Origin of the sequence: Ramlibacter algicola, from assembly GCF_016641735.1 — a bacterium.
In the GTDB taxonomy this organism is placed as follows: Bacteria; Pseudomonadota; Gammaproteobacteria; order Burkholderiales; family Burkholderiaceae_C; genus Ramlibacter; species Ramlibacter algicola.
This window is the reverse complement of the sequence record NZ_JAEDAO010000001.1, coordinates 878,919-892,898: the sequence shown is the minus strand read 5'-3', so window position 1 is coordinate 892,898 and position 13,980 is coordinate 878,919. Positions and strand designations below refer to the sequence as shown.

At 69.4% G+C, this 13,980-nt stretch carries 14 protein-coding genes and 1 tRNA gene; 11 read left to right on the top strand and 4 right to left on the bottom strand.

Features of this window, described 5'->3' with window-relative positions:
* Positions 1-37: 37 nt before the first annotated feature.
* From I8E28_RS04400 to rapZ, 3 genes are read left to right on the top strand one after another with little or no spacing between them, the layout of a single operon-like run.
* Positions 38-934 carry an NAD kinase gene (locus I8E28_RS04400; RefSeq protein ID WP_200786619.1) on the top strand — a complete coding sequence of 299 codons (897 nt, stop codon included), beginning with the start codon at positions 38-40 and terminating at the stop codon, positions 932-934.
* A complete protein-coding gene (gene recN / locus I8E28_RS04395) occupies positions 931-2,583 on the top strand; it encodes a DNA repair protein RecN (RefSeq protein WP_200786617.1) in 1,653 nt (550 codons plus the stop codon). Before I8E28_RS04400 ends, recN begins: the two co-directional genes overlap by 4 nt.
* Positions 2,580-3,461 carry an RNase adapter RapZ gene (rapZ, locus tag I8E28_RS04390; RefSeq protein WP_200786615.1) on the top strand — a complete coding sequence of 294 codons (882 nt, stop codon included), beginning with the start codon at positions 2,580-2,582 and terminating at the stop codon, positions 3,459-3,461. The genes recN and rapZ overlap by 4 nt, the downstream gene beginning before the upstream one ends.
* On the opposite strand, the gene mutY is transcribed toward rapZ, so the two are convergent.
* Genes mutY through mutM form a run of 3 tightly spaced genes read right to left on the bottom strand, consistent with a single transcriptional unit; the run spans position 3,458 to position 7,322 of the window.
* Positions 3,458-4,495, bottom strand: a complete 1,038-nt coding sequence (mutY, locus tag I8E28_RS04385; RefSeq protein WP_200786614.1) for an A/G-specific adenine glycosylase — start codon at positions 4,493-4,495, stop codon at positions 3,458-3,460. The two genes, rapZ and mutY, sit on opposite strands and share 4 nt — an antisense overlap.
* Positions 4,492-6,456: a dynamin family protein gene (locus I8E28_RS04380; protein ID WP_200786613.1), complete on the bottom strand. Its 1,965-nt coding sequence runs from the start codon at positions 6,454-6,456 to the stop codon at positions 4,492-4,494. Before I8E28_RS04380 ends, mutY begins: the two co-directional genes overlap by 4 nt.
* Positions 6,457-6,506: 50 nt before the next feature.
* On the bottom strand, positions 6,507-7,322 hold the full coding sequence (gene mutM, locus I8E28_RS04375) for a bifunctional DNA-formamidopyrimidine glycosylase/DNA-(apurinic or apyrimidinic site) lyase (RefSeq protein WP_200786612.1): 816 nt from the start codon (positions 7,320-7,322) through the stop codon (positions 6,507-6,509).
* Positions 7,323-7,360: 38 nt separating this feature from the next.
* Here mutM and I8E28_RS04370 point away from each other — a divergent pair, with 38 nt between their 5' ends.
* The 8 genes from I8E28_RS04370 to I8E28_RS04335 all read left to right on the top strand — a co-directional run bounded on the left by I8E28_RS04370 (position 7,361) and on the right by I8E28_RS04335 (position 13,656).
* Positions 7,361-9,097 (top strand): tetratricopeptide repeat protein, encoded by a 1,737-nt coding sequence (locus I8E28_RS04370; protein ID WP_200786611.1) that lies wholly within the window; start codon positions 7,361-7,363, stop codon positions 9,095-9,097.
* Positions 9,094-9,579, top strand: a complete 486-nt coding sequence (locus I8E28_RS04365) for an outer membrane lipoprotein LolB (protein WP_200786610.1) — start codon at positions 9,094-9,096, stop codon at positions 9,577-9,579. The genes I8E28_RS04370 and I8E28_RS04365 overlap by 4 nt, the downstream gene beginning before the upstream one ends.
* Positions 9,579-10,433, top strand: coding sequence for a 4-(cytidine 5'-diphospho)-2-C-methyl-D-erythritol kinase (gene ispE, locus I8E28_RS04360; protein WP_200786609.1), 855 nt, complete (start codon positions 9,579-9,581; stop codon positions 10,431-10,433). The genes I8E28_RS04365 and ispE overlap by 1 nt, the downstream gene beginning before the upstream one ends.
* 34 nt (positions 10,434-10,467) lie before the next feature.
* Positions 10,468-10,544: transfer RNA gene (locus I8E28_RS04355), tRNA-Gln, on the top strand.
* Positions 10,545-10,645: 101 nt separating this feature from the next.
* A complete protein-coding gene (locus tag I8E28_RS04350) occupies positions 10,646-11,623 on the top strand; it encodes a ribose-phosphate pyrophosphokinase (RefSeq protein WP_200786608.1) in 978 nt (325 codons plus the stop codon).
* 102 nt (positions 11,624-11,725) lie between these two features.
* Positions 11,726-12,409, top strand: coding sequence for a 50S ribosomal protein L25/general stress protein Ctc (locus I8E28_RS04345; RefSeq protein WP_200790279.1), 684 nt, complete (start codon positions 11,726-11,728; stop codon positions 12,407-12,409).
* Between the two features lie 115 nt (positions 12,410-12,524).
* Complete coding sequence (gene pth, locus I8E28_RS04340; protein ID WP_200786607.1) at positions 12,525-13,133, top strand: aminoacyl-tRNA hydrolase; 609 nt, start codon at positions 12,525-12,527, stop codon at positions 13,131-13,133.
* Between the two features lie 31 nt (positions 13,134-13,164).
* Positions 13,165-13,656 carry a hypothetical protein gene (locus tag I8E28_RS04335; protein ID WP_200786606.1) on the top strand — a complete coding sequence of 164 codons (492 nt, stop codon included), beginning with the start codon at positions 13,165-13,167 and terminating at the stop codon, positions 13,654-13,656.
* Here I8E28_RS04335 and I8E28_RS04330 read toward each other — a convergent pair.
* Positions 13,653-13,940: a YfhL family 4Fe-4S dicluster ferredoxin gene (locus I8E28_RS04330; protein ID WP_200786605.1), complete on the bottom strand. Its 288-nt coding sequence runs from the start codon at positions 13,938-13,940 to the stop codon at positions 13,653-13,655. The two genes, I8E28_RS04335 and I8E28_RS04330, sit on opposite strands and share 4 nt — an antisense overlap.
* Between the last annotated feature and the right edge of the window lie 40 nt (positions 13,941-13,980).

The window sequence follows — 13,980 nt, the reverse complement described above, 5'->3', positions numbered from 1 at the left end:
GGCTTTGCATTCATTTTAATGATGTAATTTGCCCAACATGAAGACCCTGTTCCGCCAGGTTGCGCTGATCGGCAAATACAACGCCGTCGCCGGCGGGGCCGCCGCGGCCAGCAGCCGCGCCGCGCTGGACGACATCGCCCGCTATCTCGCGGCCGAAGGCTGCCAGGTCTTCATCGAACACGACACCGCCTCCACCTCCGGCATCACAGGCTACCCGGTGCTCGACGTGCCAGGCATTGGCGCGCAGTGCGACCTGGGCCTGGTGATCGGCGGCGACGGCACGATGCTGGGCATCGGCCGGCAACTGGCGCGGTTCGGTGTCCCCCTGATCGGCATCAACCAGGGCCGCCTGGGCTTCATCACCGACATCCCGTTGGACGGCTACCGCCAGGTGCTCGGGCCAATGCTGCAGGGCGAGCACGAGGAAGACCGCCGCGCGCTGATGGAAGCCTGCGTGATGCGGGAAGGCCAATGCGTGTTCCGCGCGCTGGCGATGAACGATGTCGTCGTGAACCGTGGTGCGACGTCGGGCATGGTCGAACTGCGCGTCGAGATCGATGGCCGCTTCGTCGCCAACCAGCGCGCCGATGGCCTCATCGTGGCCACGCCGACCGGGTCGACGGCCTATGCGCTGTCCGCCGGCGGGCCGCTGCTGCACCCGGCCAATCCGGCCGTCGTGCTGGTGCCCATCGCGCCGCACACGTTGTCCAACCGCCCCATCGTGCTGCCCGACGACGGCGAGATCGCCATCGAACTGGTGGCGGGCCGCGACGCCAGCGCCAACTTCGACATGCAATCACTGGCATCGCTGCTGCACGGCGACCGCGTGCTGGTGCGCCGCTCGGAGCACCAGGCCCGCTTCCTCCACCCGCGCGGCTGGACCTACTTCGACACGCTGCGCAAGAAGCTGCACTGGTACGAGGGCGGGTCGTGAGCCTCAAGCGCATCCTGCTGCGCGATTTCGTGATCGTGCGCGAACTCGAGCTGGACCTGGGCGCCGGCTTCACCGTGCTCACCGGCGAGACCGGCGCGGGCAAGTCCATCCTCGTCGACGCCCTGCAGCTCGCGCTGGGGGCGCGCGCCGATGCCGGCGTGGTGCGCGAAGGCGCATCGCGCGCGGAAATCGCGGCGGAATTCGATGCACGCCCCGCGCTGGGGCCCTGGCTGGAGGAAGCCGGCTTCGAAGCCGGCGACTTCCTGCTGCTGCGCCGGAGCATCGACTCGCAGGGCAAGAGCCGTGCGTGGATCAACGGCAGCCCCGCCACCGCCACGCAGTTGCGCGAACTGGGCGAGCGCCTGGTCGACATCCATGGCCAGCACGCGTGGCAAAGCCTCACGCGCGCCGACGCGGTGCGCGACCTGCTCGACGCCTATGCGGGCGTCTCTTCGCAAACCTTGCAGCAGCCCTGGGACGCGTGGCGCCAGGCGCAGAAGGCCCTGGCCGACGCGCGCCAGGCGCAAGACACCTTGCAGCGCGAACGCGAACGCCTGGCTTGGCAGATCAGCGAGGTCGACAAGCTCGCACCCGGCAACGACGAGTGGGACGAGCTCAACGCCAGCCACACGCGCCTGTCGCACGCGCAGGCGCTGCTCGACGCGGCGCAGGCGGCGATCGACGCGCTCGAGGCCGACGAAGGCGGTGCGTCCGCCCTCCTCGCCCGCGCGCAGGACGCGTTGCAGGGACAGGAGCACCTGGAGCCGGAATTCCGCGCCATCGCCGAAGTGCTGGGCTCCAGCCTCGCGCAGGCGCAGGATGCCGCGCATTCCCTGCAAGCCTATCTGCGCAAGACCGACCTGGATCCGCAGCGGCTCGCCGAACTCGACGAACGCATGGGCCTGTGGGTGTCGCTGTCGCGTCGCTACAAGCGCCAACCCGCCGACCTGCCGGCCCTGCTCGCGGGCTGGAAGGACGAACTCGCGCGCCTCGACGCCGCCGCCGACCTCGCCGCCCTCGAAGCGGCCGAGAAGAAGAACGCGCAGGCCTACATGGCCGCCGCCACGCAGCTGTCGAAGGCACGTGCGAAGGCCGCGCCGCAATTGGCCAAGGCCATCACCCAGGCCATGCAGGGCCTCGGCATGCAGGGCGGGCGGTTCGACGTGCAGGTGCAAACGCTCGCGCAACCCTCCGCATCGGGCCTGGACGAGATCACCTTCCTCGTCGCCGGCCATCCGGGTGCGACTCCGCGTCCAGTGGGCAAGGTCGCTTCGGGCGGTGAGCTGTCGCGCATCGCGCTGGCGATCGCCGTCACCACCAGCCAGCTGGGCGCCGCACAGACGCTGATCTTCGATGAGGTCGATGCGGGCGTCGGGGGCGCAGTCGCCGAGACCGTCGGCCGCCTGATGAAGCAGCTCGGCCGCGACCGCCAGGTGCTCGCGGTCACGCACCTGCCGCAGGTGGCTTCCTGCGCCGACCATCATCTCGTCGTGGCGAAGAAGTCGGACAAGGCCGGCACGACGAGTTCCGTCGCGCCGGTCGAGGGCGAGCAGCGCGTGGCCGAAGTCGCGCGCATGCTCGGTGGTGAACGCCTCTCCGGCACCACGCTCGCGCACGCAAAGGAAATGCTGGGCAGCGGCGCGCCATGAGCATCGACCTGATCCTCATCACCGGCATGTCGGGGTCCGGCAAGTCGGTGGCGCTGCGCGCGCTGGAAGATGCGGGCTACTACTGCGTGGACAACCTGCCGCCGGAACTGCTGCTGTCGTTCATCGAACTGGAGAAGCAGATGGCGGCCGGCAAGCCGGTGGCGATCGCCATGGACGTGCGCAGCGCCGCGTCGCTGCCCATCGTGCCCAAGCAGCTGCGCGAGTTGCGCGGCGAGGGCATGCACATCCGCTCGCTGTTCCTCGACTCCACCACCGACACGCTGGTGCGCCGTTTTTCTGAAACGCGGCGGCGCCACCCGCTCTCGCAGCAGGTCGCCGACGAACGCGACCCGCTGCTGCGCCAGCGAGCACTGGTCGACGCCATCGAGCTCGAACGCGAACTGCTCGCCGACCTGCGCGAGCAGGCGCACGTCATCGACAGCAGCACGATCCGTCCCGCGCAACTGCAGGCGCAGGTCAAGGCGCTGCTGGCGGCACCGGCCAGCCAGCTGACGCTGGTGTTCGAGTCGTTCGCCTTCAAGCGCGGCATCCCCGTCGATGCCGACTACATGTTCGACGTGCGCATGCTGCCCAATCCGCACTACGAACCGTCGCTGCGCGACCTGACGGGGATGGACGCTCCGGTGGCCGGGTTCCTCGCGCAGCAGCCGAGCGTGGAAGCCATGTACACGGACATCGAGCGCTTCCTGCAGACCTGGCTCGAGCCGCTCGCGTTGGACCAACGCAGCTACGTCACCGTGGCCATCGGTTGCACCGGCGGCCAGCACCGGTCGGTCTACCTCGTCGAGCGCCTGGCCAAGGCCTTCGGCAGCCGCTGGACGACGCTCAAGCGGCACCGCGAGCTGGAAAAAGGCTAGCCTTCGAGCAGCTTGCGCACGGGCGCGGGCAATCCGAGGCTGGTCCAATCACCGGCGCCGAACCAGCCCCCTTCCGCTTCCCGCTTCAGCGCCTTGCGCGGGACCACCGCGCGCACGGGGTGCAGGTGCAAGTCCTTGTGCGTGAGCACGTGCGTGAACGCGGGCACATCGGTCAGGCGCGCGCGCGCAGGTGCATCGACGGCCTGATCCAACGCGTCACGCGTCTCGAACATGGGCAGGCAGTACAGCCCGCCCCACACACCGGTCGACGGACGCTTCTCCAGCCAGATGGCGCCGTCGCGGTCGCGGGCCTCCAGCAACCAGAGTGATTGCGCGCTGCGCTTCAGCTTGCGCGTCTTCACGGGATAGCTCTCCGGCTGGCCCTGCTGCCGCGCGACACAAGTGGTCTGCAACGGGCAGAGCAGGCAATGCGGATTGCGGACCAGGCACACGGTCGCACCGAGGTCCATCAGCCCCTGCGTGTACGCCGGCATGTCCGCCGCCTTCGCAGGCACGAGCGCATTGGCGAGGTCCCACAAACGGCGTTCGCTGGCGGCGCTGGCGAGGTCCTCGCCGAACCCCAGCGTGCGCGCGAGCACGCGCTTGACGTTGCCATCCAGGATCGCGGTGCGCTCGCCGAAGCAGAAGGCCGCGATCGCCGCGGCCGTCGAGCGGCCGATACCGGGCAGCTGCTGCAGGCCTTCGCTCGTCGCCGGGAAGCGGCCGCCATGGTCCGCGACAACGGCTTGCGCGCACCGATGCAGGTTGCGGGCGCGGCTGTAGTACCCCAGGCCACTCCACAGCCCCAGCACGTCGTCGACCGGCGCGGCGGCCAGCGCGGCGACGTCCGGGAAGCGTTGCAGGAATCGTTCGTAGTAGCCCAGCACGACGGACACCTGCGTCTGCTGCAGCATGATTTCGGACAGCCACACGCGATACGGATCGCGCGTGCCTTGCCAGGGAAGTCGGTGCCGGCCATGGGCACGCTGCCAGCGCACCACCTGCCCGGCGATGCCGCCGGACGCCGACGTCATGCGCGCTGGAGTTCGGGCTGGGCGCCTTCGGCGGCCAGCGCGGCCGGCGGCGCGAGGAGGTGGCCCGTCAGCTCGCCGAGCTTGGCTTCGAGCTCGTCGATCGAAGCCTCTTGCGACTGGATCTCGCCGATGCGGTCGTCGAGGCCGGACGCGGCCTGCTGGATGCGTTCGATCGCCTCGATGCGGCGCGTGAAGTTGCGGCGGCGTTCGCGCAGCTGGGCGTCGAGTTGCGCGGCCGCGGCCTTGTTCCACAGCTCGACCTCGCCGAGCGCGGATTCGTACACGACGCGCAGCCGGGTCGCGAGCGCGCGCACCAGGCGGTCGGCGAATTCGGGTTGCGCCAGGCGCAGCGCATTGCCCACGCCCAGGTACTGCGAGTGGCTGCGCTCGACGACGTCGAGGTCGCGCTCGTAGCGCGCGAACTCGGGCTCCTTCGGCGGCTGCAGCGAGAACCCGTACTCGGCGTTCAGCTGGCGGAAGGTGCCGGTCAGCATCGACTGGATCTCGCCGCTGGTGGTCTGAGCCTTGCGCAGGCCCTCGCGCAGGCGATCGAACGTGAGCGAGTACGCGCGGCGCACGCCGATCTTGATGCCGGGCTGCCGCAACTGGTCGGTCAGTTCCTGCATCTCCTTCTTCATGGTCGCCGTGCCGAGCAGGTTGAACACTTCGCGCAGCAGCTTCAGGTGCACCGAGCGCACCGCGTGGATCTTGGCGCCGCTGACGTCGAAGTCGCGTTGCTCCTGCTCGATGCGCAGGCGCATGTGCCGGATGACCGAGGTGTTCTTGCCGCGCAGCCCCTTGAGCTCGATCATCTGCTCGGCCAGGTCGCGGCGGCGGATGTTGAGGGCGCGGGCGGCCTCGGTGCGCAGCTCGGTGATGTTGGTGGCGATGGCACCGCGCAGGATGCGCTGGCGCTGGCCCATGACGCCTTCGCTGAGCGCCTTCTCCAGCACGGGCAGCTGGCTGGCGGCCAGCAGCTGCGCGTCGTTGTTGACCTTGGCGACCAGGCCCTTCTGGGCCGACACGGGGATCACGCGATCGCGCGCGACCCCAAGCACTTCGGCCGACGTGGAGCGCTGGCGGTCGATCTGCGCCTGCACCTGCGTGGGCGTGCTCAGCGAGTCCCACATGGTGTCGATCTTGTTCAGGACCACCAGGTGCGAGGCGCCGTCCTCGGTGTCCGTGATCAGGTGGTCCTTCCAGATCGCGAGGTCGGACTTGGTCACGCCGGTGTCGGCGGCCAGGATGAACACGACTGCGTGCGCCTGCGGGATCAGGTTGACCGTCAGCTCGGGCTCAGCGCCGATGGCGTTCAGGCCCGGGGTGTCGAGGATGACGAGGCCCTGCTTGAGCAGCGGGTGCGCGATGTTGATCAGCGCGTGGCGCCACTTCGGGATCTCGATCGTGCCGTCGGGCGCGGGCAGTGGGTTGTCCTCGGGCGTGTCGTCGTGCCAGAAGCCCAGCGCGCGCGCCTCGTCCTTGCTGACGCGGCGCACTTCGGACACCTTCTCGAACGCCTGCGCGAGCTGCGCGGAGTCGTTGACGTCGAGGTCGACGCGGGTCCACTTCTCGGGCGCCAGGCGCCATTCCATCAGCGGCTGCGGCTGCAGGCGCGTCTCGATGGGCAGCAGGCGCAGGCAGGGCGGGACTTCGGCGTCGTAGCCCAGCTCGGTCGGGCACATGGTCGTTCGGCCGGCGCTGGCGGGCATGATGCGGCGCTTGTAGCCGGCGAAGAAGATCGAGTTGATCAACTCCGACTTGCCGCGCGAGAACTCGGCGACGAAGGCCACCATGACCTTGTCCGAACGGACCTGCGATTCGAGGCGCTTCAGGCGCTCCTCGATCGCGGCGTCGAGCAGGTCATGGTCCTTCAACCACTCGGACAGGAGCTTCAAGCGCAGCGCGAACTCGCGGCGCCATGCGCCGTGCTGGTCGAACTGTTCGTTGAAGGAAGTACCCACTGAGCCCCCGTTAGCCCAGCCGACTATAGCAGCCCACCCCTCCGCACGGATCAGCTTTTCTGGCAGTGCGGGCAGTAGAACGTTGCGCGCTGGCCCTGCCGGATGGCACGAATTGGCGTCCCGCAAGTCCGGCACGGCTGGCCGGCCCGGCCGTAGACCATCGCCTCGAGCTGGAAGTAGCCGGACTCGCCGTACGCATTGGAAAAGTCGCGCAGCGTGCTGCCGCCCTTGGCGACCGCCTTGGCCAGCACTTCCCGGATGGCCGCATGCAGCTTGCGCGCCCGCGGCTTGGTGAGCCGGGACGCGCTCAGTGTCGGCCGGATGCCTGCGAGGAACAGTGCCTCCGACGCATAGATGTTGCCGACGCCCACGACCACGTCGCCCGCAAGCAGGACCTGCTTGACCGGCGCGCGCCGCTTGCGCAGCGCGGCGTGGAACGCGGCATCGTCGAACGCGTCCCCGAGCGGCTCGACGCCCAGCGTGCCCAGCAGCTTGGCGGCCTCGCCCGCGTCCTCGTGCGTCGCGTACACCACGGCCCCGAACCGGCGTGGGTCGTTCAGGCGCAGCACGCCGTGGTCCGTGACGAGATCGAAGTGGTCGTGCGGCCCCGCGTCGGGCTGGTGGACGGCGAAGGACAGGCTGCCCGACATGCCCAGGTGCAGCAGCAGGACCCCGTCGTCGAGATCGAGCAGCAGGTACTTGCCGCGGCGGCGCACCTGCCGCACCCGGCGGCCGACCAGCTGGTCCGGCACGCAGCCGAGGGGCCAGCGCAAGGGCTTGCCCAGCCGCACGTCGCGGATGGTGGCGCCGGCGATCCGGTCGGCAAAACTGAGGCGCGTGACCTCGACTTCGGGCAATTCGGGCATGGCGCCGCCGGCTAGGGTGCGCGAATTATGATGGCCCGATGAAGCTCCCCTTCCGGCTGCTCCCGGCCGCCCTGCTGCTGGCGGCCTTCGCCAACGCCAGCTTCGCGCAGACGGCTCCCGATGCCGAAGAGCCCGCTGCCAAGCCCAGCGCCCTCGACGCCGAACTGTTCTACGAGTTGCTGCTCGGCGAGATGACCGCGCGCGGGGACGAGCCTGCGGCCGGCTTCCAGCTGGTGATGAACGCGGCGCGCAAGACCAACGATCCCGCGCTGTACCAGCGAGCCGTCGAGATCGCCTTCCAGAGCCGCAACGGCGACGCCGCGCTGCAGGCCGCGCGGGCGTGGCGCCAGGCGCACCCGGATTCGCGCGAGGCCAACCGCTACGTGCTGCAGATCCTGCTCGCGCTCAACCGCGTCACCGAAAGCGCCGAGCCGCTGCGAGCCGACATCGCGCTGGCCGCGCCGAAGGACCGCAATGTGGCCCTCGGCCTGGTGCCCCGGCTGTACTCCCGCGTCAGCGACAAGAAGCTCGCTGCCAACGTCGTCGAGCAGGCCCTGGCCGATGCGATCGCGCAACCCGCGACTGGCGCGGCCGCCTGGACGACGATCGGGCGCGTGCGCCTCGCCGCCGGCGACACGGCCAGCGCGCTCGACGCGGCGCGGCGTGCGCAGGCGGTCGACGCGCGATCGGATTACCCGGCGCTGCTCGCGCTGGAACTGATGGACCCCAAGGTCCCGCAGGCCGAACCGCTGGTGCGCAAGTACCTCGAAGGCAAGCCCTTGCCCGAGCTGCGGCTGGGCTACGCCCGCGCCTTGCTGGAAGCGCAACGGGTCGGGGAAGCGCGCTACCAGCTGCAGCAAGTGGTCACCGACAAGCCCGAGCTCGCGGAGGCCTGGCTGGCGCTCGGCACCCTGCAGGCTCAGGAAAACCAGCTCGCGCCGGCGGAGACGTCGCTGAAGCGTTACGTGCAGATCGCGCAGGCGCAGCGCAGCGGTGAGGACCGAACCCGCGGCCTCGCGCAGGCATACATGGGCCTGGCGCAGATCGCCGAGAAACGCCGCGACTTCGCGGGCGCGACGGCCTGGCTCGACAAGATCGACAACACGCAGGACCTGATGGGCGCGCAGCTTCGCCGTGCCTCCATCCTGGCCGCGCAGGGCAAGCTGGAAGAAGGCCGCAAGCTGATTCGCGCGCTGCCCGAGCGCGGCCCGAACGACGCGCGGCTGAAGCTCAGCGCGGAAGTGCAACTGCTGCGCGATCGCAAGCAGTACCGCGCGGCCTACGACCTTCTCGGCCGGGCGGTGGCCAAGGATGCCCGCGACGTGGACCTGATGTACGACCAGGCCATGCTCGCCGAGAAGTTGAACGACGTGCCGGCGATGGAGCGGCTGCTGCGCCAGGTGATTGCGATCCGCCCCGACTACCACCACGCGTACAACGCACTGGGCTACTCGCTCGCGGATCGCGGGCAGCGCCTGCCCGAAGCGAAGCAGTTGATCCAGAAGGCCATCGAACTCGCGCCGAACGACCCCTTCATCAGCGACAGCCTGGGCTGGGTCGAGTTCCGCATGGGCAACAAGGCGGAGGCCCTGCGCATCCTCGAAGCCGCCTACAAGCTGCGCCCCGATGCCGACATCGCCGCCCACCTGGGCGAGGTGTTGTGGAGCAACGGCCAGCGCGATCGCGCGCAGTCGGTGTGGCGCGAGGGCCTGCTGCTGTCGCCGGACAACGAAGCGTTGCAGGAGACGTTCAAGCGCCTGCGCGTCAAGCCATGAAGCGCCGCGGCGCCATCGCCGCCGCGGCGGCCGCGCTGCTGCTCGCGGCATGCGCCGGCCCCCAGCGTGTCGCTGCGCCGGGCGAATCGATTCGCACCGGGCGGCTCGCGCTGGCCGTCGAGGACCGTCCCTCGCAATCGTTCTCTGCCGGCTTCGAACTGCGAGGCCGCCCCGAGGCCGGCGAACTGTCGCTGTTCAATCCGCTCGGCGGCACCATCGCCGTGCTGCAGTGGCAACCCGGCCGTGCCGTCCTCGACACGCAAGGACGCGACAAGCAGTCGTACCCGTCGCTCGATGCGATGGTGGAGCACGTGACCGGCGCGCCCTTGCCCGTCGCCGCGCTCTTCGATTGGCTCGACGGACGCGCGACACCGGTGCCCGGCTGGGAGCCGGACCTCACCGCGCTGGCCCACGGCCGTGTCCGCGCACGTCGATCGGCACCGCCTCCCGCCGCCGACCTGCGCCTCGTGCTGGACCGCTGATGCAGGCCCTGTACGACCTGCCGGCGCCCGCCAAGCTCAACCTCTTCCTGCACGTCACTGGCCGCCGCGAGGACGGCCACCACCTGCTGCAGTCGGTGTTCGTGCCGCTTGACTGGCATGACGTGCTGCACGTCGAGCTGAGACCCGCGGGCGCGCCGACCCGCAGGGACATCGGGCAGCCGGTGCCCGACGACGACCTTGTGCTCCGCGCGGCGCGCGCGCTCCAGGCCGCCACCGGCACGACCGCCGGCGCGCACATCACGCTGGACAAGCGCCTGCCTGCCCAAGCCGGGCTCGGCGGAGGCTCGTCGGACGCGGCGACCTGCCTGCTCGCCCTCAACCGGCTGTGGAACACAAGGCTGACCCTCGCGCAGCTCTGCGAGATCGGATTGAAGCTCGGCGCCGACGTGCCGTTCTTCCTGGCCGGCCGGCCCGCATGGGTCGAAGGCATCGGCGAGCGCATCACGGCGGTGGCCGTCCCGGCCACGCGATTCCTTGTGGTCAAGCCGCCCGAGGGACTCGAGACTGCGGCGATCTTCCGGCACCCGGCGCTTCGCCGTGACAGCGAGCCTGCTATACTCTCGGGCTTTGCTGCAGAACCGCTGCAATTCGGTCGCAATGACCTGCAGCCGGTGGCCGAGCAGATCTGTCCGCAAGTGTCCCAGGCGCTCGCCTGGCTGGCTGGACAGGGTCTCGCGGGCCGCATGAGCGGGTCGGGCAGTGCGGTGTTCGCGCCGCTTCCAGCCGGGCGGGTCCCGGCCGGCAAGCCGCCCGGATGGGAGCACTGGATCGTGCGGGAATGCAGCAGCATGGAGGCCCATCCCCTGGTGGGTTGGGCCCCCAGCGACGAATGATGGTGGCACGCTGATCGCAGCGGGCCTCCTGTGTAGGGGAGTCGCCAAGTTGGTTAAGGCACCGGATTTTGATTCCGGCATGCGAGGGTTCGAGTCCTTCCTCCCCTGCCAAAGATTTCGGGTCGTGGCCCGGTCCAGGCCCGCGCCGCACCGCGCGGGCATCGACGAACAACAGGTGTCCGACCTTCCTTCCTGAACGCTGGGTCCATCGCATGCAGGCGCTCCCGCATCCCGACTTCATGGTGTTCACCGGCAACGCCAACCCGGCGCTGGCCGCCGAGATCGCGGAGCACCTCGGCATCTCGCTCGGCGCCGCCAGCGTGGGCCGCTTCTCCGACGGCGAAGTGACGGTGGAGATCAACACCAACGTCCGCGCCCGCGACGTGTTCGTCGTGCAGTCCACCTGCGCGCCGACCAACGAGAACCTGATGGAGCTGATGATCATGGTCGACGCGCTCAAGCGCGCCTCGGCCGAGCGCATCAGCGCCGTGATCCCGTACTTCGGCTATGCCCGCCAGGACCGCCGCCCGCGCAGCTCGCGGGTGCCGATCTCGGCCAAGGTGGTGGCCAACCTGCTGCAGACGGTGGGCGTCTCGCGCGTCCTGACCATGGACCTGCACGCCGACCAGATCCAGGGCTTCTTCGACATCCCGGTCGACAACATCTATGCGTCGCCGGTGCTGCTGCACGACGTGCGCTCGAAGAACTACGAGAACCTGATCGTGGTGTCGCCGGACGTCGGCGGCGTGGTGCGGGCCCGGGCGCTGGCCAAGCAGCTGGGCACGGACCTCGCCATCATCGACAAGCGCCGCCCGAAGGCCAACGTGTCGGAAGTGATGCACGTCATCGGCGAGATCGACGGCCGCAACTGCGTGATCATGGACGACATGATCGACACCGCCGGCACGCTGGTGAAGGCGGCCGAGGTGCTGAAGGAACGAGGCGCCAAGAAGGTCTACGCGTATTGCACGCACCCGATCTTCTCCGGCCCCGCCATCGAGCGCATCGCCAAGGGCAACGCGCTCGACGAAGTGGTGGTGACCAACACCATCCCGCTGTCCGAAGCCGCCCGCGGCTGCAGCAAGATCCGCCAGCTCACCGTGGCGCCGCTGATCGCCGAGACGATCCAGCGCATCGCCAAGGGCGAGTCGGTGATGAGTTTGTTCTCCGAACAGGAAAACCTGTTCTGAGACCCGCGTGGCGTTCGCGCCGCGCACCAAGCCGCCCTCCACGGAGGGCAATGTGAAACCGGCAGCACACTGGTCGCGGTGGCCGCCGAACTGGAGATCGTCATGAAATTCGTCGCTTTCGAGCGCGCCAAGCAGGGAACGGGTGCGAGCCGCCGTCTGCGCAATACCGGCAAGACCCCCGGCATCGTCTACGGTGGCGAAGGCCAGCCGCAGCTGATCGAGCTGGACCACAACGCGCTGTGGCACGCCCTGAAGAAGGAAACGTTCCACTCCACCATCCTCGAGATGGACCTGGGCGGCAACACCAGCAAGGTCCTGCTGCGTGACGTGCAGTACCACCCGTTCAAGCCGCTGGTGCAGCACATCGACTTCCAGCGCGTCGACGCCAAGACCAAGCTGCACATGAAGGTGCCGTTCCACTACGTGAACGCCGAGGAATCGCAAGCCGTCAAGTTCGAGCACTGCGTGGTCAACCACGTCATGTCCGAGCTGGACGTCTCGTGCCTGCCGGGTGACCTGCCCGAATTCATCGAGGTCGACCTGTCCGGCCTGAAGAAGGGCCAGTCGCTGCACCTGTCCGAGATCAAGCTGCCCAAGGGCGTGACCCCGGTGCTGCACGGCAAGAAGGATCCCGTGCTGGTGTCCGCCGTCGTGACCGGTGCTGGTGCCGAGGAAACCCCTGCCGCCGACGCCCCCGCCGCCGCGCCCGCCGCGGATGCGAAGGCCGCGCCCGCGAAGGACGCCAAGGCTGCCGCTCCCGCCAAGGACGCCAAGGCCAAGAAGTAAGCCCCTCCAGCTGGAGGAACAAGGGCCCGCGATCTGCGGGCCCTTTTCATTTCGCCCGCAGATTGCGGGCTTCCCTGCCCTTCGGGACGCGACCCGTTGCGCATAGGATCGGACCATGATCAAGCTGTTCGTCGGCCTGGGCAATCCGGGCTCCGAGTACGAGTCCACGCGGCACAACGCCGGTTTCTGGTGGGTCGACGCGCTCGCGCGCGAGTGGAAGCTGCACCTCGCGATGGACAAGGGCTACCAGGGCCTCGTCGCGCGCGGCAACGTGCAGGGCAAGACCGTGTGGCTCCTCGAGCCGCAGACCTTCATGAACCTGTCCGGCCGCTCCGTGGGCGCCCTGGCGCGCTTCTTCAAGATCGCGCCGGAGGAAGTGCTGGTCGTGCACGACGAACTGGACGTCGCCCCGGGCGATGCGAAGCTCAAGTTCGGCGGCGGCCATGCGGGCCACAACGGGCTGCGCGACATCCACGCCCAGCTGGGCACCGGCGACTACTGGCGCCTGCGCATCGGCATCGGGCACCCCGGCGACAAGAACGAAGTCGCCAACTGGGTGCTGAAGAAGCCCGCGCCCGAGCAGCGGGAAGCCATCGAGGCGTGCGTCACGCGCACGCTGCAGGCCGCGCCGCTGCTGCTCGCGGGCGAGATGGACAAGGCGACACAGCTCGTCCACACCAGCAAGCCGCCGCGGCCGAAACCGCCACGACCGCCGCAGGCCTGACCCACTGGCTGGCGGGAAAGGGAGGAGATCCATGCACCCCGCACGCAGCATCGCAGTCCTGCTGGCCGCCATCGCGGCGGCCGCCTCGGCGCACGCGCAGACGATCTGGCGTTGTGCCGACGGCTATTCGCAGCAGCCCTGTCCAGGCGGCACCGCGCTGCCACCTGCACCGCCGGCCCCCGCTGTCCCCGCTCGCGCGGGCGAATCGGTCGGCGAGCGCGACCGCCGCCTGGCCGACACCCTCGAGCGCGAACGGCTGCAGCGCGAAGCCCAGGCGCAAGCGACGCCCTCCCTCTACGTGCCCGCAGCCGCCACGGAGCCGATGGAAGGCTACAAGTCCCCCGAGAAGAAGGCGACGCGCAAGCTCGATGTGTTCACGGCGTCGGTGCCCGGCTCGGGCAAGAAGCAGGCCGGCAAGGACAAGGGCAAGGCGGGTTCCGCCAAGGCCGGGCCACCGGCGATGGGCGCGGCGAGCGCCAAGGAAGCCGGCGGCAGGCCGGCCAGGAAGAAAGAGAAGGGCTAGGAGCCCGGCGCGCCACCATCGGGCGGCGTGCCGCCCTTGGCCGCCGTGAGCCGCCGGTACTTCTGCCAGAGCGTCTCGCGGTCCTCGACGTGCTTCGGGTCCACCGGGATGCACGCCACCGGGCACACCTGCACGCACTGCGGCTGGTCGAAGTGGCCGACGCACTCGGTGCACTTGCCCGGGTCGATCTGGTAGATCTCGGGGCCGAGGAAGATGGCCTCGTTCGGGCACTCCGGCTCGCACACGTCGCAGTTGATGCACTCGTCGGTGATCATCAATGCCATCGTGGGTGTCCTCGCCGCGTGTCTTGCCAGTGGGTGATCT

Bases quoted from the DNA above. Each gene is read 5' to 3' on its own strand.
- rapZ (WP_200786615.1), top strand. From the start codon at position 2,580: ATGAGCATCGACCTGATCCTCATCACCGGCATGTCGGGGTCCGGCAAG.
- I8E28_RS04400 (WP_200786619.1), top strand. From the start codon at position 38: ATGAAGACCCTGTTCCGCCAGGTTGCGCTGATCGGCAAATACAACGCC.
- I8E28_RS04350 (WP_200786608.1), top strand. From the start codon at position 10,646: ATGCAGGCGCTCCCGCATCCCGACTTCATGGTGTTCACCGGCAACGCC.
- I8E28_RS04330 (WP_200786605.1), bottom strand. From the start codon at position 13,940: ATGGCATTGATGATCACCGACGAGTGCATCAACTGCGACGTGTGCGAG.
- I8E28_RS04345 (WP_200790279.1), top strand. From the start codon at position 11,726: ATGAAATTCGTCGCTTTCGAGCGCGCCAAGCAGGGAACGGGTGCGAGC.
- I8E28_RS04335 (WP_200786606.1), top strand. From the start codon at position 13,165: ATGCACCCCGCACGCAGCATCGCAGTCCTGCTGGCCGCCATCGCGGCG.
- pth (WP_200786607.1), top strand. From the start codon at position 12,525: ATGATCAAGCTGTTCGTCGGCCTGGGCAATCCGGGCTCCGAGTACGAG.
- ispE (WP_200786609.1), top strand. From the start codon at position 9,579: ATGCAGGCCCTGTACGACCTGCCGGCGCCCGCCAAGCTCAACCTCTTC.
- mutM (WP_200786612.1), bottom strand. From the start codon at position 7,322: ATGCCCGAATTGCCCGAAGTCGAGGTCACGCGCCTCAGTTTTGCCGAC.
- I8E28_RS04370 (WP_200786611.1), top strand. From the start codon at position 7,361: ATGAAGCTCCCCTTCCGGCTGCTCCCGGCCGCCCTGCTGCTGGCGGCC.
- I8E28_RS04365 (WP_200786610.1), top strand. From the start codon at position 9,094: ATGAAGCGCCGCGGCGCCATCGCCGCCGCGGCGGCCGCGCTGCTGCTC.
- mutY (WP_200786614.1), bottom strand. From the start codon at position 4,495: ATGACGTCGGCGTCCGGCGGCATCGCCGGGCAGGTGGTGCGCTGGCAG.